This is a genomic window from Microbacterium sp. PAMC22086, assembly GCF_019443525.1.
Taxonomy (GTDB): Bacteria; Actinomycetota; Actinomycetes; order Actinomycetales; family Microbacteriaceae; genus Microbacterium; species Microbacterium maritypicum.
This window is the reverse complement of the sequence record NZ_CP080380.1, coordinates 1,144,684-1,168,233: the sequence shown is the minus strand read 5'-3', so window position 1 is coordinate 1,168,233 and position 23,550 is coordinate 1,144,684. Positions and strand designations below refer to the sequence as shown.

Sequence of the window (23,550 nt, the reverse complement as noted above, 5' to 3'; positions counted from 1 at the left end):
CCGTCATTCCCCGGACTCATCCTTTGCGGGAACTCGTACGCGGATGCCTTCATCGACGCCGGAGACCACCGACATACCCTTCGCGGAGGTCCGTACCTCGACGGGGATCCGCTTTCCATCCTCACCGATCACGGCGGTCCCGGCATCGGCCATCGTGACGAGTGCGGACGACGGCACCAACAGGCCCTCGACCTGCTCGACCGTCACCACGTTCGACAGGAGTGTCGTCTGGCCCGAGACCGGGACCTGCCCGCAAGCATCGCCGCACAGCACCGTCCCATCGGGACCAGTCACAGCAATCGAGATCGCTCCGCCGTCGGCGTCGCGCTCCTGCTCGCCGGCGACACCTCGCCAGGTCTGTCCATCTGGAGAGGTCACCTCGATCACGGTGCCGGCAGTGATCATCGCGGCCTGCCCCTCGGACACCGGCACCCAGAATCGGGGTGCAGCCGGCAGACCGAGAACCGCCTCCTCGCCGCCCGAGAGGCTGGCGCCACGGTGTATGGACTCGGAGTTCAAGGCGAGCCGGGCCGGCAACCGTGAGACGAAGATCAGATCGCCCTGCTCCACGACACCGCTTTCCGACAGCCCCGAAGACTTCTGCCAGCGTTTGATCGCCGCGATCGTCCCTGCCTCTGCTCTGCCATCGAACGCGCTGTCGTAGTACCCCAACGCGGCGAGCATCTCCTGCAACTGCCGCACGTCCGCCCCCGCGACGCCGGCGCCGATCTGCCGGAACATCGGCACCTCCCCTTGGGCGACAGCGACCGGTCGCAGATCGACCGAGTAGAGCACGGAACCGTGAGAGACTTCGGCCCCCGGCTCGATTCCTATGCTGGTGACGATCCCCGATGCGTGATTGGACCCCGCCGGCACCTGGCTCCATTCGGCGATGGTGTTCAGCGAGATCGACGCGCCCACCTTTCCCCGCGTGACCTCGACATAGGTGTGCTCGGTCGACGCCAGTGGATCGTCGGCGGGTCGCAGCACCGTCATCGTCGCCCACGCGCACGCCGCCCCCACGACCAGCAAGACGAGACCTCCCAGCACCAGCCTCCAGGACAAACGGCGCCCTCGCCGGTCAACACTCATTGGATTGCCGCACCTCTCGATCGTCCGCCCCGCATTCCCACGCCCTGCCCACCGCGACGACCGGGAACGGATCGCACGAAATCGGACGGGGAGCAGCTATGACGTTACTCAGATGCGCCCAGCGACCACGCCGGTTGCGGACATTTTTCGGATACCTCTCGAAACTCGGACTCGCCGATCGGCGTCGTCGTCAGAGTGGACGCACCGTACGCCATCCACCTCTCGTCGTGAAAGCTGTCGATGTACTGCTGCTCGCTCGGCGCGGGATCGACGTCGAAGCCGTGATCGATGAGGCACTCCCTCGTCGCCAGCTCCTGTTTGTAGACATCGGCGATGGCCTCAGAATCCATGCGTTCGATCCTGTCGTCGATGAGAGCCCAGCACTCCTTCTCATCCGACACGTAGAGATCCTGCTGGCCCGAGGGAACCTGACTGCTGTTCGCCTCGATTCCGCCGTCCCAGTTGATCGTCACGTCCCAGCCACGATCCCGGAGACACTGATACACGGTGTCTGCCGCGGGAGACAGACTGAAGGACTCGGGGTCTGCACCGGCTCCAGATGACGCGTCTGTCGCTGATGAACAAGAGACGAGTGTTGCCGCCAGCGTGATGAACAGGCTGGCGGCAACGAGGTTCGAGCCTCTCAAGTGCGGCATCCGATGAGATGCGAGGCCATGTTGACGCTGGACGAGATCTCGACCCAGACGGGGCCTTGTCCTCGCCATCCGTAGAAATTGCTGTACCCGGAGGGCTTCGTGGATCTCTACCACTCGCCGGGAATCTCGTGATAATGCGTGACGCTCTTTGTGGAAGTCGCGGACGAGAATGAGAACTGAGAACCTGAACACGACGCTGTTCCGATCTCCCAGTTACTACTTGCATTCGCGGCCGCCGCTCCACCGAGGAGCATCGCGAAGCTCAGACCTACCCCTGCACAGAGCGCTCCGACCCTTTTCCAGGTCCTTGAATACCCTCGTCTTGGTATAGAGAAATGTGTCACTTTTTCTCCTTTGATTCAGTGACGGTCCTTGATTCCGAGCACGGTAACACATCAGCTGCGCTCGTGTGAACCAGCCATCGGGCGGAGCATCCGCCCCCGATGCGCAACCAGCGCGCGGCTCTCATCGAGCCGCGATTGCATTTGTCCCCCAAATGGCCGACAAGATTTGAGCGCGTTTGTCCGCCATAAGGGGGACAAACGCATGCAAAGGACGTGTTTTCCTTGTGCGTTACTGAATGTCGGGGTATCGTCCCGCCCGACAGAGCCTTTGAAAGCCATCTTCTACCTTGCGAAATTCACACCACGCGGCACCGAAGAGAGTGAACAAGACCGATCGCCGGTGGGTCCCGCCGGCAGAAGCCGCCGCGGCACCCGAGCCGAGAGGTCACCCACCCAGAAACGGAAAAAACCCCTCACGAGGAGGGGGTTTCCCTGGCGGTGACGGTGGGATTTGAACCCACGGTAGGGGGTTACCCTACACAACTTTTCGAGAGTTGCACCTTCGGCCGCTCGGACACGTCACCGCGGAATAGCTTACGCGACGTGGGGCCTGCACGCGAATCGAGAGCCGCGCGTCACCAGGCGGCGGCGATCTCGGCGTGCGTGCGCAGGATGCCCTCGGTCGAACCGGCGGGCGCACGGCCGATTCCACACTCGGTCGCGACGCCGAACTCGGGGGCGAACGGGATCGCGGCGGCGATGCGGCGGGCGGCACCTTCCGCGCCGTCCTCCCGATGCACGAGTCCCAGGTAGAGCTCGTCGACCGGGGCGAGGCCTGCGAGCGGTGCGAAGTAGGCCTCATCGTCATGGTCGATCGGCACCGGCAGGTGCAGCCAGGTGAGCGGACGATCGGATACGGCCACCACGGCGTTCGCGTAGCGGACGAGATTCCCGGCATCCCGCGGCTCGAAGAAGTGCTTCTCCCCCGCGTCGCCGTAGCAGAGGTGCACACCCACCTCGACGTCGGCAGGCACCGCGTCGACCAGTGCGACCAGGCGCGAGACGAGGCCGTCGAACGGGTCACCGGGCCACCACGCCTCCATGACCGATCCGTAGCCGGCCGCACGCTCGATGATGCCCATCTCGCTGGCGACGTCCCACTGCACCGAGAGGTCTTCGTGTGGGATGGCGGCCGCGATCTCGTCGAGGTCACGGAGGATCGCCGCAGTGTAGACGGGCTCGATCGCGGCCCGGTCGTCGCCGTGGAAGAAGGAGGAGATCACGGCGAGCGGCGTCGGCAGCGACACCTGGAACCGCACACCGGCGGGCACCGCCCCCTCGGACCGCAGGCGAGTGAACACGGCATACGACTCGATCGCGGCAGCGGCATAGCCGAGCGGAGGCAGCTCGATGCTCGCGGCATCCACCCCTTCGCCGATGCGCAGACCGCGGGCGTCGATGCCGGCGGGGAACGGGATGGGTTCCTCGCCGATGCGCTCGATGCCCTCGGCCCGGCCGATCACGTCGGGCTGGAACATGATCCAGTGGAACCGCTTGCCGACCTCGCCGTCGGGGATGCGGCGCAGTCGCGTGCCGAGCAGGTCCCCAGCGGTGCGGATCGTGGTCTCGGCGTCGTCGTAGTTCACGCTGCCCACGAGAAGGGCACCCTGGGGCTGAGTCATGTCCTCAGAATATCGACGCACCCCAACGGGCTTTTCCCCGGCGGCGGCTCCGCTCACACCGGGGGTATTCGAGTTAGGATGGCCTAATAACCCGCCGCCTGTGGGGGCAGCGATGACGGGAAGGGCAATCTTCATGGGCTTCATCACGTCCGACGCGCTGGCCGAGACCGGCTACGTCGTGCTCGACGACCACACCTCCGCCACCGATCCCGCCGAGTGGCTCGCCCTCGAATACGTCGGCTGGCGCTCTTCCGGCGTCACGCGCTTCGCACCTCTCACCAGCTATGCGGGCGACGTGGACTGCAACGGCTTCTGGAACCACACGCCGCCGCGCGCCGACAAGGATGGTGTGTGGGTCGACTCGCAGGTCGCGATCGCCCCCACCCTCCAGCGCCGCGCCCAGGAGCCTGGTGCCGGCATCGGTCGCTGCCGCGTGATCGAGCTGCAGCCGAACGAGTACGCCGACGCGATCTACAACCTGCACCAGGACGACAACAACCGCCTCAATGAAGAGGGCACCGGCTGGGTGGTCCGCGGGTTCTTCAACCTCTCCGACGACACCGAGTCGATGCTGATCCTGCGCGCCGACCGCTTCGACCCGGCGACCGAGATCCGCCTGCCCCTGCGCGCCGGATCCCGCATCATCGTCGACACCCAGCGCTTCTGGCACGCGGTCTGGCACCGCGGCACGGCGCCGCGCTACGCCCTCATCACGTCCTGGACCAGCGGCCCGGAGCTCGACGCGTACATCGCCGCGAACCACGGCGACCCGCACCCGCCCACGGTCGACCTCGACGCACAGTTCGTCGACGCCGCCCAGGTCGAGCTGCACCGGCGCATCGAGGAGCGCCGTCGCGCGTTCGAAGCGCAGGGCATCGTGATGGAACCGCCCGTCGACATGAACGCTTGAGGCGTCGCAGAAGCGAACACCCTCAGACCGTGCGGCCGCCCTCGATCCGCACCGTGCGTCCGACGGTTCCCGCCGGGGGCGCGACGTGCGAGATCAGCAGCACCGTCTGATCGCCGGCGGCCTGCAGTAGGTCGCGCAGCAGCGCATCCGACGCCTCCGGATCCACCCCGGCCGTCGGCTCATCGAGCACCAGCACGGGGAACCCACGCAGCAGCGCCCTGGCGAGAGAGATCCGCTGCGCCTGGCCGCCGGACACCAGCGCGCCGCGGTCGCCGACCCGTTCGTCCAGACCTCCGCGCTCACGCACCCAGGTGCCGAGACCGACCCGGTCGAGCACATCCAGCAGTTCCTCGTCCGTGGCGCTGTCCCGGGCGAAGAGCAGGTTCTGGCGGATGTCCTCGTCGAACAGCTGCGGACTCTGCTCGCACAGCCCGATCACCCGACGCAGCGCCGGCCCCGAGAGCTCCGCAGCATCGCGCCCATCGACCAGATACTCGCCCTCCACGCGCAGGAAGCCGACGAGGGCCGCGGCCAGTGAGCTCTTGCCCGCTCCGCTGGGGCCGGTGACCAACACCCGCTCCCCGGGACGGAGGTCGAGATCGATCTCCTTCAGGGCCGGGGCACCGCCGGGCCAGTTCGCCCGGACGCCGCGCAGACGCACGGTGGGGGTGCCGTCGATCTCGATGTCGTCGCCGGCGTCGGAACGCAGCTCGTCCGGCATCCGCTCCGGCAGCACGTCGACGATGCGCTCGGCGCTGGAGCGCACACTCCGCCACGATGCGGCAGCGATCGGCACCGCACCGAAGATCTCGAAGACCACCATCGGCACGAGCACGGCCACCGCCAGCCACGGGCCGTCGATCGACCCGTCGACGAGTCCGGGAGCCGCGGCTGCGAGCGCCCAGACCGAGGCGGCCCCGGCGACCGCGGAGACCACACCGGCGGCGATCGCCTGCGCGAGCGAGGCGCGGTCGACGACCTTTCTCAGTGCGGCATCCGCTGTGCTGATCCGCGCGCGCGCCTGCTCCTCTGCTCCGTACGCGATGAGCACGTCGAGGCTGCCGAAGTAGTCGACGAGAGCGGCGGAGAGGTCGGCGCGGCGCGCCGAGACCAGCACCTCGGCGCGGGAGCCGAAGACCCAGCCGAGACCGATCGCGGCGGCTGCGGCGACGAGCAGGCACACGGCAAGGGTGAGCGCGGCCGGGGGCGAGACGAACGCCACGAAGCCGACGGCCCCGACGGCGACGAGGGCCGCGACCCCGAGCGGCTGCACCACGCGCAGCGGCAGGTTCTGCAGATTCTCGACGTCGTCGACGAGCGCCGTGAGCACCCGACCACGATCCGTCGAGCCGAGGCCGGCCGGAGACAGCGGGATCAACCGGCGCACCATGTCGGCGCGGGTCGAGGCGAGCTGACGCAGCGCGGCATCGTGTCCGCTCAGTCGCTCGAGGTAGCGGGTGACTGCGCGCGAGACCGCGAAGAAGCGCACCCCCACGACGGCGACCGACAGCGGCACGAGCGAGTCGACGATCGAGGCGCTCACGATCAGCCAGCCGCTGACCGCGAGCAGACTCACGGCGGCAGCGGCCGACAGCAGACCCCAGATGAGACCGGGCACGAAGCGCCCGACAGGGGGCTGCGCGAGGCGGAGGATGTCGCGGACCCGGTGGGTGCGCGGGTGTACGGCGTCGGCTGCGGCGCGGCGTGCGGTCATGCGCTCACCCCCAGCTCCACGATCTGATCCGCGATCTCCCGTGCGGTGCGACGGTGCGAGACGAGGAGGATCATGGCTCCGGCATCGGCCCTCCGTCGCAGCGAGCGCCACAACCGGTACTCGGTCTCGGGGTCGAGCGCGCTCGAGGGCTCATCGAGTGCGAGCACACGGTCGGTGGCGGATGCCTGGCGGTACAGCGCCCTGGCCACGGCCACGCGCTGGGCCTGCCCGCCCGAGAGCCCCGCTCCCTGCACACCGAGCTCGAGATCGGCGTCGACGGTCTCGGCGCAGGCGTCGTCGAGGGCGACGCGGGTCCGGTCGGCGTCGGGGACCGGGTCGCCGAGCGCGACGTTCGCCGCCACGGTCCCCCGCGTCAGACCGGGAGCCTGCCCCGCCCACGCGAGCCATGCCGACGGCGCGAGCCCTCGCACATCCTTCCCCGCGAAGGCGGCCGTCCCCTCGAACTCGACCGCGCCGCGGAGAGCCGCGAGCAGCGACGACTTTCCCGACCCGCTCGGCCCTTCGATGACGGTGATGGTCCCCGGCGCGGCCATGAACGACACGGGCGGCAGGTCGCGCACGCGCAGCCCCGCGACCACGAGGCTTCCCTCATCCGTGTGGTCCACATGCAGGACCGATTCCCGGATGTCGGAGGTTCCGACGGCGATTCCTCCTGCATCCGTCGAACGCTCCTGCATCCGTGCGCTCTCCCCCGAGCGCTCCCCCGCGGCGTCGAGCACGTCGAAGACGTCCTCGGTCGCGGCGACCCCTTCGGACGCCGCGTGGAACTGCACGCCCACCTGTCGGATCGGCAGGAATGCCTCGGGCGCGAGCAGCAGCACGAACAGCCCCACCTCGAGCGTCAGGTCACCGGAGAGAAGTCGGAACCCCACCGACACCGCGATCAGAGCCACGGCGATCGAGGCCAGCAGCTCCATCGCGAAGCCCGACAGGAACGAGAACCGCAGCACCTTCATGGTCTCGCGGCGGTACTGGTCGGCCGTGACCTCGATGCGATCGGCCGCGCGGCGATCGCGTCCGAACAGTCGCAGCGTCGACAGTCCCTGCACCGTGTCGGCGAAGCGCGCGGCCAGGCGCTGGAGCGTCTGCCACTGGTGCGTCTGCACCGTGCGCGTCGCCATCCCGATCAGGATCAGGAAGATGGGGATCAGCGGCAGGGTGATCACCGCGGTGAGACCGCTCGGCCAGTCCTGCCACCACATCACCGCGACCAGCACCGGCGTCGCGATCACGGTCAGCACCAGTTGCGGGATGTACCGGGCGAAGTAGGCGTCGAGCGCCTCGAGCCCGTGACCTGCGGTGACCGCGAGCTCGGTCTGATTCCGCTGTGCCAGCCACCCCGGGCCCAGCTTCCCGACCGCCGCGACGAGCGCCGAACGCAGCTGCATCCCGGTCTTCGCGGCTGCGCGTGTGCCTGCCGCGTCGGACGCGGCGATCAGCAGTCCGCGCAGGAGCGCCGCCAGCAGCAGCCAGAGCAGCGACGAGGTGACGTCGCGCCCCGCGATCGCACCGGTGATCGCGTCGGTCAGCAGCCAGGCGAACGCGATCGTGACCGCCGTCTGGATGACGCCGATCAACGCGGATGCCGCGAGGAAGACCCTCGCGGCACCCGCGTAGCGCAGCAGTCGGGGATCGACGGGTTTCACGCGTGCGCCGGAGCCCCCTCGATCGACTTCCGGGTGACGCGCTTGCGGAAGACCCAGTACGTCCAGGCCTGGTACGCGAGCACGAGCGGCATCGCTATCAGGGCCGTCCAACTCATGATCTGCAGCGTGTACGGCGTGCTCGACGCATTCGCGATCGTGAGGCTGTACGCCGGGTCGATCGTCGAGGGCATCACGTACGGGAACAGGGCGGAGAAGAGCATGACCACGGCGAACAGCACCGTGAGGATGCCGGAGAAGAACGCCCACCCGTCGCGTCGGACGAGCGAGAATCCGACCGCCGCGATCAGGCTGACCGCCGCGAGCGCCCCGGTGCCGATGACCAGCCAGAGCAGCGGAGCCTCACGGCCCCTCGCGATGAACACCGTCCAGATCACGGTTGCGGCCGCGACGAGGATCGTGGGAATCGCGGCCTTCTTCGCCAGGTTCCGTGCGTCCTCGTGCACCTGTCCGTCGGTCTTGAGCGCCACGAACAGCACGCCGTGCAGGAAGAACAGCAGCAGCGTGGTGACGCCGACCAGCAGCGCGTACGGGTTCAGCAGTGCGAAGAAGCCACCCACGTAGATGTGATTCTCGTCGATCGCCACTCCCTGCACGATGTTGCCGAACGCGACACCCCACAGCAGCGCGGGGACGACCGAGCCGATCACGATCATCCGGTCGAAGCCGGCCTTCCACTTCACGCTGTCGCGCTGGTGCCGGTATTCGAACGACACCCCGCGCAGGATCAGTGCGAGCAGGATCAGCAGCAGCGGCAGGTAGAACCCGCTGAACAGCGTGGCGTACCACTCGGGGAACGACGCGAACAGCACGGCGCCGGCGACGATGACCCAGGTCTCGTTGAGATCCCAGACCGGACCGATCGTGTTGATGACCTGGCGGCGCGAGACGTCGTCCTTGCCGAGGAACGGCAGTGACATGCCGACGCCGAAGTCGAACCCGTCGAGGACGAAGTAGCCCACGAAGAAGAAGGCGACGATGAAGAACCAGAGCGTTGCGAGATCCATGATGCTCCTCCCTCTCAGTAGACGACCGACGGCAGCTGGGCCGTCTCGTCATGCGGCTTCTCTTCGGTGTCGGGCCCCTTCTGCGCGGCCCGGATGATGAGACGGATCTCGACGACGGCGAGCGCCGCGTAGATCGCGGTGAACGAGATGAGCGATATCAGCACCTCGAGCCCGCTGACGCCCGGCGAGACACCGTCCTGCGTGGTCATCAGCCCGAACACGATCCAGGGTTGCCTTCCCATCTCGGTGAAGACCCAGCCCATGATGTTGGCGGCCAGCGCGAGCGGGAACGACCAGATCGCGACCTTCCACATCCACGGGGCGACAGGCTTCTTGGCGCCCTTGCGGGTGACCCAGAGACCGGCGACGGCCACGAGCGCTGCGGCGATGCCGAGGCCGATCATCCAGCGGAACGCCCAGTACGTGATCCACAGGATCGGGGCGAAGTCGGTCAGACCGGTGGAGGCGTACGTCTGGGCGTACTCGGCGTTCAGGTCGTTGATGCCGTGCACGCACGCGTCGAGCGTGTGGGTCGACAGCAGCGAGAGCAGATACGGCACGCGGATGGAGAACAGCTCCGAGCTGCCGTCCGGTGTGCCGAGCGTGAAGATGCTGAACGAGGCATCCGGCCCGCACACCGTGTTGAACGTCGCCTCGGCGGCGGCCATCTTCATCGGCTGCGCGGCGTACATCGCGAGTCCGAGCTGGTCGCCCGTGAGCACCACGCCGGCGGTCGACACGATCATGGCCCACAGCCCGAACTTGAGCGAGATGCGCATGGTGTCGAAGTGCTGGCCGCGCGAGAGGTGCCAGGCCGAGACCGAGATCACGACACCGGCCGCGAACATGAACGCGCCGAAGATCGTGTGCGGGAACGCGGCGAGCGCGACCGGGTTGGTCAGCAGTGCCCAGAAGTCGGTCAGCTCCGCACGGTTCGTCGCCTCGTTGAACGTGTAGCCCACGGGGTTCTGCATGAACGCGTTGGCGGCGATGATGAAGTACGCCGACAGGATGCTGCCGATCGAGACGCACCAGATCGTGGCGAGGTGCAGCTTCTGCGGGAGCTTGTCCCAGCCGAAGATCCACAGCCCGATGAAGGTCGCCTCGAAGAAGAAGGCCAGCAGACCCTCGAAGGCGAGCGGTGCGCCGAACACGTCGCCGACGAAGCGGGAGTAGTCCGACCAGTTCATGCCGAACTGGAACTCCTGCACGATGCCGGTGACGACGCCCATGGCGAAGTTGATGAGGAAGATCTTGCCGAAGAAGCGGGTCAGATGCAGGTACTGCACCTTGGCGGTGCGCACCCACGCGGTCTGGAAGATCGCGGCGACCAGCGCCATGCCGATCGTCAACGGCACGAAGAGGTAGTGGTAGACGGTCGTCAGCCCGAATTGCCATCGGGCGAGAGCGAGCGGATCAAGCCATTCCATGCGCGACTCCTGTTCTGTGGTGCTGCGGCGTCGTGCGGTGACGCGGCGGCTCCGTTCCCTCGATCAGCGACGCGGTGGTGTCGCGCAGCTGCACGGTGCAGTCCGAGGCGAGGACGGCATCGCGAACGCACTCGGCTTCGAGTGGTCCGCCTGCCTCTTTGAGGACGCCTTGCATGAGTTCGAGGTGCACACGGCACAGCATCGGACGATCTTCCGAGCGTCCGGCGGCGTGCGGGCAGGGGCTGAGGTCGACCGTGAGCCGCTGGTCGTCGAGCACGGGCTCGAAGCCGCTCTCCTCCAGGTGCTCCACGAGCGCGTCGAGCTGGTAGGTGGCGTCTCGGCCGAGACCGGATGCCACATCGGGAAGCATGCTCCGCATCAGGTCTCCGCGGCGCGCAGCGGCCTTGGCCTTGTCGCGGGCGACGGGGCTGGAGGCGCCCGGCGCTCCGGTCGCGGCGCTGTACAGCGTGCGCGGCCGGCCCCGCGTGGTGCGATGCTCGATCGTCGGGATCACGTAGCCGCCCTCGATCAAGCGCCCCAGGTGCTCGCGGACCGTGTTGGGGTGCAGCCCCGTGGCCTCGCACAGCTCGGTGATGGAGAGCTCGCCTCGGGTCTGCGAACTTCCCGCTTCGAAGAGCAAGTGCAGGATCTGCACCCGGGAGTAGCTCGAGATCGGCCCGCAAACGGGCCCGCCGTTGGCCATGAACCTAGTATCCCGCGAGACTGCGAGTTTGCAGAGAGGATGGGCCGTGAATAAACACCGGGCCGATAGGGATGTCTGATCCCGGCGATAGCCTGGGGGCATGGCCACCCGGAAACCCGCTCCACCCGCGTACGTGTGCACGGAATGCGGGTGGACGACCGCGAAGTGGGTCGGGCGCTGCGGCGAGTGCCAGCAGTGGGGAACCGTCCAGGAACAGGCGGCGCAGACCGGCATCCTCCGACGGGTCGGCCCGGTCGCACCGACGGCCGATCGTGCCGCACGGCCCATCACTCAGATCACGACGCAGGATGCTCCTCGGCGCTCGAGTGGCGTCGGCGAGTTCGACCGTGTGCTCGGCGGGGGCATCGTGCCGGGCGCGGCGATCCTGCTCAGCGGCGAACCCGGCGTCGGCAAGTCGACTCTCCTCCTCGAGGTTGCAGCGCAGGCCGCTCGCGGCGGACGCCGTGTGCTCTACGCGAGCGCCGAGGAGTCTCCCGGCCAGGTGCGACTGCGTGCCGAGCGCACCGGCGCCCTGCACGACGAGCTCTATCTGGCGAGTGAGACCGACCTGGCGACGATCCTCGGTCACATCGACGAGGTGAAGCCGCAGCTCGTGATCGTCGACTCGGTGCAGACCGTCTCATCGTCGTTGATCGACGGTGCTGCCGGGCAGCCGAGCCAGGTACGCGAGGTCGCGGCGACGCTGATCCGCATCGCGAAAGACCGCGACCTGCCGATCATCATCGTCGGCCACGTCACGAAAGACGGACAGGTCGCAGGCCCCAGGGTGCTCGAGCACCTCGTCGACGTCGTGTGCCACTTCGAAGGCGACAGGCAGACGTCGCTGCGCTTCATCCGCGCCCTCAAGAACCGCTTCGGGCCGACCGACGAGGTCGGCTGCTTCGAGATGACCGGAGACGGCATCGCCGAGGTACCCGACCCTTCGGGGCTCTTCCTCTCGCAGGGAGCCACCGAGCCGGGCACCTGCGTCGCGATCTCGCTCGAAGGCCGGCGTGCTCTTCCGGTCGAGGTGCAGGCGCTCACGGTGCCCAGCAACGCGCCCAACCCCCGCCGCATCGTGCACGGCCTCGACTCCTCGCGGGTGGCGATGGTGCTGGCTATCCTCGAACGTCGCGCAGGTGTGCCCACCGGCAGTCTCGACGTCTACGTGTCGACGGTCGGTGGCGTGCGCTTCACCGAGCCGGCGGCCGACCTCGCGATCGCGATCGCCGTGGCAGGGTCCATCCAGCAGATCTCGGTGCCGCGCACGGTCGCCGCCGTGGGCGAGCTGAGCCTCGCCGGCGAGATCCGTCCGGTCACCCAGGCGGCGCAGCGACGGTCCGAGGCCGCACGCCTGGGATACGAGCAGGTGGTCGACGACCGTTCGAAGACACTCCGCGCCGCGCTCGGCGATGTGCGGGCGCGCAACACGTCCCGCCGCTCCGATCGCGACATCCCGCCGTTCTGACGCGAACCGTCGGGGCTCTCAGGCGTCGAGCGCCTTGAGCAGCTCGGCAGGGTCCGCCTGCATGGGGTGAGGGCCGGCGATGTCGAGGAACACCGTCGTGATCGGGTGTGCGGCGAGGAACTTGCGCAGCCAGTCGGCACCGTAGATGCCGACGCCAGGGGGCAGGTTGGCCGGCTTGTTCTTCGCGTCGCTGAACAGCAGCAGCGCGAGGTCGCCGGTCTTCGGGTCGCGGTAGGTCCACACCTCACCGCTGTCGAGCGGGTTGTCGCGTGCGCCGGGCTTGATCAGCGGTACGACCGTGGTGCCGTGGCGGAGGGCGAGAGCGACCGCAGCGACGTCCTGCTTCTCCAGGGCCTGCGCCAGGGCATCCGAACGGAAGTCCTCGGGTGCGGGCTTGTTCTTCGAGACCTTCGCCTTCTTCGCTGCCATGTGTCCAGCTTATTCACGGCACGAAGCGCGAAGCGCCGATTCGGCCGTGGAGACGATTGGGGCCCTCTCGAGTCCCACATTGGGGACTGGGGTACTCGAGAGGGCCCTCGGACTCTCGAGCGGCGGTGTCGAAGCGCTGGGGACGCTGTAGCTCGACGCCACTGGGGATGGCTTGGTGCCGCAGATGCGGAGAGTCGCTTCTATGGTATCCCAAAGAGTCACCGTTGTCAGCATCGCGCGCCGACGGCGGCAAACATCGCCCGATTTCGTAGCAACAGCGCCGACTTGCGACGACTTTCGAAGAGCGTCTTCGGAGTTCGCTTCGAAACTCAGCGGGCCTCAGTAGAGCAGGATCTGCGCGCTCGAAGGGCTCGTGAACCCGCCGATCGAAACCTCCACGTGGTACGAAGCCCCTCCGCCCGGTGCCCGCTGTCGATTCTCCTGCGCGCACGTCTCGACGCTCGACCGAGTGCGATCCCAGGTGACGGGGTCTTTGCTCGTGACCGTGGTGCCCGCCGTGAGCGTGGCGATCATGCTGCTCGGGTTCTCCTGGCAGTCGGTCGAACGCCACCAGACATCGGCGCCGCTGGAGATCGTGAAGACCTGGGTCGTCGACCCCACATCGATCGTGCAGTCTTTGGCGCCCTTGTTCGTCAGCGAGATCGAGAGCTTCGGCAGCACCCCGGCCGCGTACGTGTCAGAGTCGGTGACTGCCGTGACCTCGATGTCGGCCGCCTCGCAGGCGACGATCGCCGGGGTCTGCGCGGCGGAGGGTTCGGGAGCGGGCGACTCTCCCCCGGCGGACGGATCGGCAGACGGCGAGGGCGACATCGACGGCGTCGCCGGCGCGGGCGAAGCCGTGTCGGCGGCGGCCCACGGGCGCGCGATCAGGAGCCAGGATCCGATGCCGATGGCCGCGACGGCCAGGACGAGCCCTCCGATCACGACCAGTCGCCGACGACGGTAGACGGCGGCGGAGCGACGGGGCATGACTCCAGGCTAAGCGATCCTCCGCCCTCAGCCTGGGAGGCCACGGCACGGGCGGAGGCGGAGTCAGAGCACCTTGAGCATGCGGGTGTTGCCGAGCGTGTTCGGCTTGACGTGGGCGAGGTCGAGGAACTCCTCGACACCCGCGTCACCGCTGCGCAGCAGCTGCGAGTACACGTCGGAGTCGACCACCTGCTCGCCGATCGGCGTGTAGCCCCGGCGCCCGAAGAAGTCGACCTCGAAGGTGAGGCAGAACAGGCGGGTCAGCCCGAGCGTGGCGGCGTTCTCCTCCAGGCGGTCCACGATCGCACGTCCGACGCCGTGGTGCAGCCAGTCGTCGCGTACCAGGAGCGTGCGCACCTCGCCGAGGTCTTCCCAGAACACGTGCAGGGCGCCGCATCCGATCAGCACCCCGTCGGCCTCCGCGACGACGAACTCCTGCACGGCGCCGTACAGCACCGCCAGGTCTTTGCCGAGCAGGATGCGCTGCTCCACGAGCGGCTGCAGCAGGTCACGGATGCCGACGATGTCGGCGCTGCGCGCCGGCCGGACGATGTACTCGCTCACATCACAAGCCTAGAACCCGTGACCCGGTGGCGCCTGTGCCGGACACAGGAAAGGGGCGGATGCCGCAGCATCCGCCCCTTCTCATGGTTCAGCCGAGGTCACTCCCCGCTGGCGACCGCCAGGTCGGGGGTGCCGGAGATCGCGCCGCCGCCGGTGTTGACGCCGACCGCGACGGGACCGCCGTCGCGCGGGCCGTGCTCGAACAGGAACTGCCCGTCCTTCGCATCGACCTTCACGTGGTCGCCGGAGTTGAGCTCGCCGTGCAGGATCTTCTCCGACAGACGGTCCTCGACCTCGTGCTGCATCGCGCGACGCAGCGGTCGGGCGCCGAGCGCCGGGTCGAATCCGATCTCGATGAGGCGCTCCTTGGCGGCCTGCGACAGCTCGATCGTCATGTCGCGGTCCAGCAGACGCTCGCCGAGGCGCTTGGTGAACAGATCGACGATCTGTACCAGCTCGCTCTTGGAGAGCTGCGGGAACACGATGATGTCGTCGACACGGTTCAGGAACTCGGGCTTGAAGTGCCGCTTGAGCTCTTCGTTCACCTTGCCCTTCATCCGGTCGTAGCTGGTCGAGTCGTTGCCCTCGATCTGGAAGCCCACGGGACCACCGGCGATGTCGCGGGCACCGAGGTTGGTGGTCATGATGATGACCGTGTTCTTGAAGTCCACGATCCGACCCTGACCGTCGGTGAGACGACCCTCTTCGAGGATCTGCAGCAGCGAGTTGAAGATGTCAGGGTGGGCCTTCTCGATCTCGTCGAAGAGCACCACGCTGAAGGGCTTGCGCCGCACCTTCTCGGTGAGCTGGCCACCCTCTTCGAATCCGACGAATCCGGGAGGGGCACCGAACAGACGCGAGACGGTGTGCTTCTCACCGAACTCGCTCATGTCGAGCGAGATCAGCGCAGCCTCGTCGTCGAACAGGAACTCGGCGAGAGCCTTGGCGAGCTCGGTCTTTCCGACACCCGTGGGGCCGGCGAAGATGAACGAGCCGGAGGGGCGCTTCGGGTCCTTGAGACCGGCACGCTGACGACGGATCGTCTTGGAGAGGGCGGCGATCGCCTCTTCCTGACCGATGACGCGCTGGTGCAGGGCCTTCTCCATGAAGACGAGTCGGCTGGACTCCTCCTCCGTGAGCTTGAAGACGGGGATGCCGGTGGCCTGTGCGAGCACCTCGGCGATCAGACCCTCGTCGACGACCGCGGAGGTCGCGACGTCGCCGGCACGCCACTGCTTCTCGAGACGCAGACGCTCGGCGAGGAGGCTCTTCTCCTCATCGCGGAGGGATGCGGCCTTCTCGAAGTCCTGCTCCTCGGAGGCGACCTCCTTCTGCTCACGCACGGCGGCGATCTTCTCGTCGAACTCGCGCAGCTCGGGCGGGCTCGACAGGATCGACAGACGCAGGCGTGCGCCGGCCTCGTCGATCAGGTCGATGGCCTTGTCCGGGAGGAACCGGTCGGAGACGTAGCGGTCGGCGAGGTTCGCCGCGGCCACGATAGCGCCGTCGGTGATCTGCACCTTGTGGTGCGCCTCGTAGCGGTCGCGGAGTCCCTTGAGGATGTTGATCGCGTGCGGCAGCGTCGGCTCGTTGACCTGCACCGGCTGGAAGCGGCGCTCGAGCGCTGCATCCTTCTCGAAGTGCTTGCGGTACTCGTCGAGCGTAGTGGCACCGATCGTCTGCAGCTCGCCACGGGCGAGGAGCGGCTTCAGGATGCTGGCCGCGTCGATCGCGCCCTCAGCGGCACCCGCACCCACCAGGGTGTGGATCTCGTCGATGAAGACGATGATGTCGCCGCGCGTGCGGATCTCCTTGGTGACCTTCTTCAGGCGCTCCTCGAAGTCACCGCGGTAGCGGGACCCGGCGATGAGCGAGCCGAGGTCGAGCGAGTAGAGCTGCTTGTCCTTCAGCGTCTCGGGCACATCGCCCTTGACGATCGCCTGGGCAAGGCCCTCGACGACGGCGGTCTTGCCGACGCCGGGCTCGCCGATCAGGACGGGGTTGTTCTTGGAGCGGCGGGAGAGGATCTGCATGACCCGCTCCGCCTCCTTCTCGCGCCCGATGACCGGGTCGAGCTTGTTGTCGCGCGCGGCCTGCGTGAGGTTGCGACCGAACTGGTCGAGCACGGCGGAGCCGCCCTGGGCGCTGGCCTGCGAGTCGTTCGTCTGCGCGCCGACGGAAGCCGGCTCGCGGCCCGGAGCGCCGGAGAGCAGCTGGATGACCTGCTGGCGGACCTTGTTGAGGTCGGCGCCGAGCTTGACGAGCACCTGGGCGGCGACGCCCTCGCCCTCGCGGATGAGGCCGAGCAGGATGTGCTCGGTTCCGATGTAGTTGTGGCCGAGCTGCAGGGCCTCGCGGAGGCTGAGCTCGAGCACCTTCTTGGCGCGCGGGGTGAACGGGATGTGCCCGGTCGGCTGCTGCTGACCCTGGCCGATGATGTCCTGCACCTGCTCGCGCACGGCGTCGAGGGAGATGCCGAGGCTTTCGAGCGCCTTGGCGGCGACACCTTCGCCCTCGTGGATGAGACCGAGCAGGATGTGCTCGGTTCCGATGTAGTTGTGGTTGAGCATCTTCGCCTCTTCTTGGGCGAGGACGACCACTCGACGGGCTCGGTCCGTGAATCTCTCGAACATGCTGTGACTCCTTATTCGCACGGGGCGAAGACGCGTGAAGCGCTTGTACATCGAGAGTAACCACCACATCGGGCACGTATGCCCGTGTTCGCCGTGGGCATACCGGGGGTTGACCGTGTTATCGACAGTCGTTATGTTAACGAAAGTCGATAACACCGGTCCGGAGAGGACCGCCGAGAAGGGGGACGACATGACGAAGGCGCCGACCGCGAACCGAGCAGCCACACTCGTGGAGAAGATCGTGTTGGGCTTCATCGCCGGAGCAGCGGCGGCCATTGCCGTCGTCGATCTCATCGGTGCCGGCATCCGCTCCGCCGTTCTGATGGCGAGCGAGGCGATCACGATCCCGTCGATGCCCCTCCGCTCGGTCGACGCGAAGGCAGTCCTCGCCGTTCCCGCTGTCTCCGATGCGCACTACGACACCGTGACGATCACCGCCGAGGGGCTGAGCCTCTCGCCGCGTCTGCTGCTCGCGATCGCCGACGATCTGGCGATCCTCGGGCCGGTCGCCCTGTGCATCGCGGTGGCGTGGCTCTGCCTCCGTCTGTTCATCGGACGCCCATTCGGCACCGCCGCCACCTGGGGCATCGGAGCCGCGGCCATCGCCGTCATGCTGGGCGGTCTGCTGAGCCAGGCCGTGCGCGCCAACGCCTTCAGCGAGGTGTCGCAGGAACTGGGACTCGTGTCCGCGGGCGTACCGACGTTCGAGATGTCCATCGACCTCGCGCCTCTCGGATGGGGACTCGCGCTGGCTGTCGTCGCCGGCGCATTCGAGATCGGGCAGCGACTGCAGCGCGACACGGAAGGACTCGTCTGATGCCCCGCACCACCGCCGCCCCCACCCGCTCCGAGACCGCGGACGCCATCACCGTGATCCTCTACGCGGCTGCGGCGCTCGTCACCGTTGCATTCGCCACGATCCTGCGCGTCGCCAGCACCTTCCGCGAAATGGGGATCGCCTGGACGGTCCCCATCGACCAGCAGCCGATCTCCGCCACGACCGACTCCGGCGCCATCTCGATCGAGGGGTTCGCGGACGAGGCGATGGTCATCGCCGACGGGGTGAACGCGGCCTCGGTCACGGCCATCATCGCCGCCATCGCGCTGTGGGCTCTCGCGGCCGTCGCGGTCATCGCGGCGGTGACGCTGGTCGCCTGGAACTTCCTGCGCGGACGCTTCTTCGTCCGTCCGAACGCGCGAGCCTTCGATGTGATCGGCTGGACGCTCGTCGGCGCTCCGATCCTGATCGTGATGCTCGAGACGATGGGCCGCAACGGCGTCACCTCCGCTCTCGGCATCGGCGACGGGGAACCGGTGCATCCGATCGAGTTCTGGAGCGTCGCGCCGATCTTCGCCACCGGGGTGACGGTGGGCCTGATCGCGGTGGCGTTCCGCCGCGGCATCCGGCTGCAGAACGAGAAGCTCGCGCTCGAGAAGGACACGGAGGGACTGGTATGACCCCGGCCGAGAGCGACGACGAGTTCACCGGCATCCACTGCCGACTCGATGAGCTGCTCGCCGAGCGGGGCATGACGCTCACCGAGCTGAGCGCCGCGGTGGGGGTGAGCATCGTGAATCTGTCGGTGCTGAAGAACGACCGGGCCCGCGCCATCCGCTACTCGACCTTGCGGGCGATCTGCGAGGCGCTCGACTGCGAGGTCGGTGACCTGCTGGTGCTCGCGCCGCGCTGACGGGGAACCCCCGCCGGCCCCACCGAACGGATCCCGGCTCGCGCGTCATCCTTCGTCATATCCACCCAGGGAATTCTCAGGCAGCCATAGCGTTGGGCCTCATGGCGCGTACTCGGCGCGCCGCGATTCTGGAGTCCCCACCTCATGAGCACCACCGCACGCGCCCAGAAGGCGCCTGACACCCGCGGGCCGGTCCGGAAGCTGCTGACCTCGTTCGGCTTCCAGATCCTCGCAGCCCTCGTCCTCGGCATCGCCGCCGGTCTGATCGGCCGCCAGCTCGGCGCCACCGCTGAGAACCCGACAGGGCTGTCGGCCACGCTCGACACCATCGGCAACTCGTACGTGACGCTGCTGCGCGCCGCCGTCGTACCGCTGATCTTCACCGCCATCGTCGCCAGCATCTCGAACCTGCGCCGTGTGCAGAACGCCGCACGCCTCGCCGGCCAGACGATCCTGTGGTTCGCGATCACCGCGTTCATCGCTGTGATCATCGGCATCGTGCTCGGCCTCGTGATCCAGCCCGGCAACCGCGCCGGCGAAGGCCTTGAGCCCGGTGACCCGTACACCGTGGGCACCTGGTGGAACTTCCTGCTGGGCCTCATCCCGCAGAACTTCCTCGGCCTCACCGTCAACACCTCGCCCGGTGCCGTCGAGGGGACCTTCTCGTCGAGCGTCGGCTTCAACGTCCTGCAGGTGATCGTGGTCGCCGCCGTCGTCGGCATCGCCGCTCTCAAGGCCGGCAAGAAGGCCGAGCCGTTCCTCGTCTTCACCGAGTCGCTGCTCAAGGTCATCCAGCGCGTGCTGTGGTGGATCATCCGCATCGCCCCGCTCGGCACGTTCGGCCTCATCGGCTCGGCCGTGATCAAGTACGGCTGGGAGAAGCTGGCCTCCCTCGGCTGGTTCGCCGCGGCGGTCTACATCGGGCTCGCGCTCGTGCTGTTCGTGGTCTACCCAATCCTGGTGCGCACCCACGGCCTGTCGATCAAGCAGTACTTCTCGGGCGTGTGGCCGGCGGTGCAGCTGGCCTTCGTCAGCCGCTCCTCGATCGGAACGCTGCCCCTCACCGAGCGCGTCACCGAGCGCAACCTCGGCGTGCCCCGCTCCTACGCGTCGTTCGCCGTGCCTCTGGGCGCCACCACCAAGATGGACGGCTGCGCCGCGATCTACCCGGCCATCGCCGCGATCTTCGTCGCGCAGTTCTTCGGCATCGAGCTGAACTTCGTGCAGTACCTGCTGATCGTGATCGTCTCGGTCGTCGGCTCCGCTGCGACTGCCGGCACCACCGGTGCTGTGGTGATGCTCACGCTGACGCTGTCGACCCTGGGCCTGCCGCTCGAGGGCGTGGGACTGCTGCTCGCGATCGACCCGATCCTCGACATGGGCCGCACCGCGGTCAACGTGGCGGGCCAGGCGCTGATCCCGACGATCGTCGCCAAGCGCGAGGGCATCCTGAACGAAGACCTCTACAACGCGCCGCGTGAGGGGCTGCCCTTCGCCGACGACTCCGGTGACGACGACGCCCCCGAGGCGGATGCGTCCTCCGACAAGGAGCCGGTCAGCGCCCGCTGACCTCACCCCGCGACGCCAGAGCGCCTCGTCCCTGCATGGGGCGAGGCGCTCTGCCGTTCAAGGATTCAAGAGTGCGCGGAGGCGGGGTTCGGGGAATCAGGCCCGGCTCTGCTGGCGGGTGGCTCCACGGGTGTCGAGCGCGAGCTCCTCGGCATCCATCGCGGCAATCAGCTCGCGCATGACCTCTTCGTCGAGGTTGCCCGCATCCCGCTCGGCGAGGAGGATCTCGCGACGCACCTGCAGCCAGCCCTTCGACAGCGCGACGAGGTCTTCATACGAAGGCCGGCTCGCGGCGTCCTCCACCTTCTGCGCCTCGTCAGTGTCCCTCTCGACCCGGGTCATGCGCTTGGTGAAGGCGTCGAAGACGCTGAGGTCGACCTCGCCGTACTTGGCCTCCCACTCGATGCGCTTCTCGGCGAGGTACTTCTTCCCGGCCTCGCGGCTCTTCGCGCGGACCTCGGCGAGGGCTGCCTCATCCTCCTCCTCATCCACGTCGCTGGCGATGCCGAGACCGCGGATCAGCATCGGCAGCGTCAGCCCCTGGATCAGCAGCGTGCCCACCGTGACGATGAACGCCACCACGACGATCGCGTGCGAGGCCTCGGTGTCGAGGGTCGCGAGGTCGGCGGCCGCCACCGCGATCGCCAGCGTCACCACTCCGCGCATTCCCGCCCAGGAGATGACGGCGCTGTCCTTCCAGGTGAGCTGGAGCCCTGCCATCTGCTCGCGCACGATGTGACTGCGCAGTTCGTCGGCGGTGTACTTCGCCCAGCGCCTGGACCTGCGGTGCCGCTTGTCGAACTCCCCGGATTCGACACCGCGATCCCAGCGTTCGAGACGTTTGCGATCCTGGAAGTTCGACCACGCACTCGTCGGGTAGATGAAGAGGGGCCGCACGATGACCACGACGAGCAGAACCGCCCCGGAGAGCAGCAGGATCTGCCCGACCGATTCACTCCCGAGGTCGCTGAGCACGCGCGGGAACTGGAGGCCGATGTACGCGAACACGAAGCTCTCCAGCAGCAGATCGGCCGAGAGCCACAGCGGCTTCTCCTGCTGACGCGTCGTGTAGTCGGTGCGCGGCGAGTTGTAGCCGACGTAGAGCCCCATCGCCACGACGGCGAGCACTCCGGATCCGAGCAGATGTTCGGCGATCGCGTAGGCCCCGAACGGCGCGAGGAGCCCGAACGTACCGATCACGACCGGATCGCTGATGCGCATGCGCAGCTGGTGCAGGACGATGCCGAACACGAGGCCGACGGCCACGCCGACGCCGACCGCGAGGAGGAACTGCCCGATGCCGCCCAGCACGGAGACGGTGGCGCCCGCGAGGATCGCGGCGAAGACCCGGTACAGCGTGAGCGAGGTCGCATCGTTGATCAGGCTCTCTCCTGAGAGCACCGTCATGATGCGGCGGGGCAATCCGAGTCGGCGGCCGATCGCCGCGGCGGACACCGCGTCCGGCGGGGCCACGATCGCACCGAGGAGCAGCGCGCCGGGAAGGGTGAGGGAGGGCAGGATCCACCACGCGACGAAGCCGACGGCGAGTGCCGTGAGCAGCACCAGCCAGATGCCGAGGCGGCGGATCTGCGGCAGGCTCCGTTTGAATCCGACGAACGACACGTCCAGCGCCGCCGAGTACAGCAGCGGCGGCAGTACCAGGCTGAGGAGGAGGTGCCCGTCGATGTCGAGTTCCGGCACGAACGGCAGGAAGGATGCGGCGAGCGCCACGACCGTCACGAGCAGCGGTGCCGGCCATCCGCGCCAGCGCGCGAACGCGGCGACGGCGACCGACCCGACGAGGACGTAGACGATGCCTGCTTCCATGCCCCCACGGTAGCGGGGGAATGGAGCCGCACAGGCCCGCGTTGTGGTCCATGATGTCCGATACAGCTCTCTCCGTCCTCGACCTCGTTCCGGTGCGCACCGGCCAGACCAGCGCCGAGGCCATCGCCGCCTCGCTCGCCCTCACGGAGACCGCCGAGCGCCTCGGCTATCGCCGCTACTGGTTCGCCGAGCACCACAACATGCCCTCGGTGGCATCCACCACTCCGCCCGTGCTGATCGCCGCTGCGGCCACCCGCACCTCGCGTCTGCGCCTGGGCTCTGGCGGCGTGATGCTGCCCAACCACGCACCGCTCATCGTGGCCGAGCAGTTCGCCGTCCTCGAGGCGATCGCGCCAGGACGCATCGACCTGGGCCTCGGCCGTGCACCGGGCAGCGATCCGGTGATCACACAGCTGCTGCGCGGCTCCGGAACCACGAGCGACGTGGAGCAGTTCCCGCGTCATGTGCAGGACATCGCCGCACTGCTCTCGGGCGACGGCGCCACCGTGCGCTTCACCTCCGGGGGCGAGTACACGGTGCGTGCGACACCGGCCGCGACCGGCACCCCTGAGGTGTGGCTGCTCGGGTCGAGCGACTACTCCGCGCAGCTCGCTGCCTCGCACGGACTGCCCTACGTCTTCGCGAACCACTTCTCGGGGCAGGGTCTCGAGCGCGCGCTGGATCTCTACCGCACCGGCTACCGCCCGAGCGAGGAGCACCCGGAGCCGCGCACGTTCCTGACCGTGAACGCCGTCGCCGCCCCCACGCAGGAGGAGGCGGAGGCCCGTGCACTCCCCCAGCTGCGGATGATGGCGCGCCTGCGCCTGAACCAGCCCCTCGCCGCCCTCGAGACCGTCGAGCAGGCGGCGGCCGCCGTGACCGACGCCGCGACCGACGAGGTCGTGCAGGCCGCCCGCTCGCGGTGGTTCGTCGGCACGGGCGAAAGCGTCGCGGCCGAGGTGCGCGCCTTCGCCGACCGCTACGGCGTCGACGAGGTCATGCTGTCTCCTGTCGCGGGTGCCTACGACGCCGAGCCGAACGATGTCCCGACCGGCCGCGCGCAGACGCTGGAGCTCATCGCCGCCGCCATGCACCGCTGATGTCGAGCGCCTGTCAACCCCTGGCATTCCCCGCGGCACGGGCGTAGCGTCACGAACAGTGCCGTCGACAGGGGCGCGGCCCCTTCGGCGAACGCACTGTCGGCACCAGCAGAAGG

Annotated in this window: 20 protein-coding genes and 1 tRNA gene; 7 read left to right on the top strand and 14 right to left on the bottom strand. The window is 68.1% G+C overall.

Annotation, left to right across the window (positions count from 1 at the left end):
* Positions 1–3: 3 nt before the first annotated feature.
* From KY497_RS05765 to KY497_RS05750, 4 genes are all read right to left on the bottom strand, one after another.
* Entirely contained in the window at positions 4–1,050 is a 1,047-nt protein-coding gene (locus KY497_RS05765) for a peptidoglycan-binding domain-containing protein (protein WP_258185926.1), read from the bottom strand.
* Positions 1,051–1,196: 146 nt separating this feature from the next.
* Positions 1,197–1,940, bottom strand: coding sequence for a hypothetical protein (locus KY497_RS05760; RefSeq protein WP_219870047.1), 744 nt, complete (start codon positions 1,938–1,940; stop codon positions 1,197–1,199).
* Positions 1,941–2,525: 585 nt separating this feature from the next.
* Positions 2,526–2,616 (bottom strand) — tRNA-Ser (locus tag KY497_RS05755).
* A gap of 51 nt (positions 2,617–2,667) precedes the next feature.
* Complete coding sequence (locus KY497_RS05750) at positions 2,668–3,714, bottom strand: hypothetical protein (RefSeq protein WP_219870046.1); 1,047 nt, start codon at positions 3,712–3,714, stop codon at positions 2,668–2,670.
* 133 nt (positions 3,715–3,847) lie between these two features.
* Here KY497_RS05750 and KY497_RS05745 point away from each other — a divergent pair, with 133 nt between their 5' ends.
* Entirely contained in the window at positions 3,848–4,624 is a 777-nt protein-coding gene (locus KY497_RS05745; RefSeq protein ID WP_308813132.1) for a hypothetical protein, read from the top strand.
* Positions 4,625–4,646: 22 nt separating this feature from the next.
* Here KY497_RS05745 and cydC read toward each other — a convergent pair whose 3' ends face one another.
* Genes cydC through KY497_RS05720 form a run of 5 tightly spaced genes read right to left on the bottom strand, consistent with a single transcriptional unit; the run spans position 4,647 to position 11,163 of the window.
* On the bottom strand, positions 4,647–6,338 hold the full coding sequence (gene cydC, locus KY497_RS05740; RefSeq protein ID WP_141387938.1) for a thiol reductant ABC exporter subunit CydC: 1,692 nt from the start codon (positions 6,336–6,338) through the stop codon (positions 4,647–4,649).
* Complete coding sequence (gene cydD / locus KY497_RS05735; protein WP_219870044.1) at positions 6,335–8,005, bottom strand: thiol reductant ABC exporter subunit CydD; 1,671 nt, start codon at positions 8,003–8,005, stop codon at positions 6,335–6,337. The genes cydC and cydD overlap by 4 nt, the downstream gene beginning before the upstream one ends.
* Positions 8,002–9,030 (bottom strand): cytochrome d ubiquinol oxidase subunit II, encoded by a 1,029-nt coding sequence (gene cydB, locus KY497_RS05730; RefSeq protein ID WP_219870043.1) that lies wholly within the window; start codon positions 9,028–9,030, stop codon positions 8,002–8,004. Before cydB ends, cydD begins: the two co-directional genes overlap by 4 nt.
* Positions 9,031–9,044: 14 nt before the next feature.
* Entirely contained in the window at positions 9,045–10,460 is a 1,416-nt protein-coding gene (locus KY497_RS05725; protein ID WP_055865967.1) for a cytochrome ubiquinol oxidase subunit I, read from the bottom strand.
* Positions 10,447–11,163, bottom strand: coding sequence for a metalloregulator ArsR/SmtB family transcription factor (locus tag KY497_RS05720; RefSeq protein WP_141387932.1), 717 nt, complete (start codon positions 11,161–11,163; stop codon positions 10,447–10,449). The genes KY497_RS05725 and KY497_RS05720 overlap by 14 nt, the downstream gene beginning before the upstream one ends.
* Before the next feature lie 100 nt (positions 11,164–11,263).
* Between KY497_RS05720 and radA the strand changes: the two genes are divergently transcribed.
* A complete protein-coding gene (gene radA, locus KY497_RS05715) occupies positions 11,264–12,631 on the top strand; it encodes a DNA repair protein RadA (protein WP_017829416.1) in 1,368 nt (455 codons plus the stop codon).
* Positions 12,632–12,649: 18 nt separating this feature from the next.
* Here radA and KY497_RS05710 read toward each other — a convergent pair whose 3' ends face one another.
* The 4 genes from KY497_RS05710 to KY497_RS05695 all read right to left on the bottom strand — a co-directional run bounded on the left by KY497_RS05710 (position 12,650) and on the right by KY497_RS05695 (position 17,247).
* Positions 12,650–13,060 carry a dehydrogenase gene (locus KY497_RS05710; RefSeq protein WP_219870042.1) on the bottom strand — a complete coding sequence of 137 codons (411 nt, stop codon included), beginning with the start codon at positions 13,058–13,060 and terminating at the stop codon, positions 12,650–12,652.
* Between the two features lie 339 nt (positions 13,061–13,399).
* A complete protein-coding gene (locus KY497_RS05705) occupies positions 13,400–14,050 on the bottom strand; it encodes a hypothetical protein (RefSeq protein ID WP_219870041.1) in 651 nt (216 codons plus the stop codon).
* Between the two features lie 63 nt (positions 14,051–14,113).
* Positions 14,114–14,614 (bottom strand): amino-acid N-acetyltransferase, encoded by a 501-nt coding sequence (locus tag KY497_RS05700; protein WP_017829419.1) that lies wholly within the window; start codon positions 14,612–14,614, stop codon positions 14,114–14,116.
* 98 nt (positions 14,615–14,712) lie between these two features.
* Positions 14,713–17,247: an ATP-dependent Clp protease ATP-binding subunit gene (locus KY497_RS05695; RefSeq protein WP_055865971.1), complete on the bottom strand. Its 2,535-nt coding sequence runs from the start codon at positions 17,245–17,247 to the stop codon at positions 14,713–14,715.
* A gap of 190 nt (positions 17,248–17,437) precedes the next feature.
* Here KY497_RS05695 and KY497_RS05690 point away from each other — a divergent pair, with 190 nt between their 5' ends.
* The 4 genes from KY497_RS05690 (at position 17,438) to KY497_RS05675 (ending at position 20,507) form a co-directional block, all read left to right on the top strand.
* Positions 17,438–18,064, top strand: coding sequence for a hypothetical protein (locus KY497_RS05690; protein ID WP_219870040.1), 627 nt, complete (start codon positions 17,438–17,440; stop codon positions 18,062–18,064).
* A complete protein-coding gene (locus KY497_RS05685) occupies positions 18,064–18,705 on the top strand; it encodes a hypothetical protein (protein WP_219870039.1) in 642 nt (213 codons plus the stop codon). The genes KY497_RS05690 and KY497_RS05685 overlap by 1 nt, the downstream gene beginning before the upstream one ends.
* Positions 18,702–18,938, top strand: a complete 237-nt coding sequence (locus tag KY497_RS05680; RefSeq protein ID WP_127483033.1) for a helix-turn-helix transcriptional regulator — start codon at positions 18,702–18,704, stop codon at positions 18,936–18,938. The genes KY497_RS05685 and KY497_RS05680 overlap by 4 nt, the downstream gene beginning before the upstream one ends.
* Positions 18,939–19,082: 144 nt before the next feature.
* Positions 19,083–20,507, top strand: coding sequence for a dicarboxylate/amino acid:cation symporter (locus KY497_RS05675; RefSeq protein ID WP_219870038.1), 1,425 nt, complete (start codon positions 19,083–19,085; stop codon positions 20,505–20,507).
* Between the two features lie 96 nt (positions 20,508–20,603).
* Here the strand turns inward: KY497_RS05675 and KY497_RS05670 are convergent, their stop codons facing one another.
* On the bottom strand, positions 20,604–22,334 hold the full coding sequence (locus KY497_RS05670) for a sodium:proton antiporter (protein ID WP_219870037.1): 1,731 nt from the start codon (positions 22,332–22,334) through the stop codon (positions 20,604–20,606).
* Between the two features lie 53 nt (positions 22,335–22,387).
* On the opposite strand from KY497_RS05670, the gene KY497_RS05665 reads away from it, so the two are divergent.
* Entirely contained in the window at positions 22,388–23,434 is a 1,047-nt protein-coding gene (locus KY497_RS05665; RefSeq protein WP_174799602.1) for an LLM class flavin-dependent oxidoreductase, read from the top strand.
* Positions 23,435–23,550 lie beyond the last annotated feature (116 nt).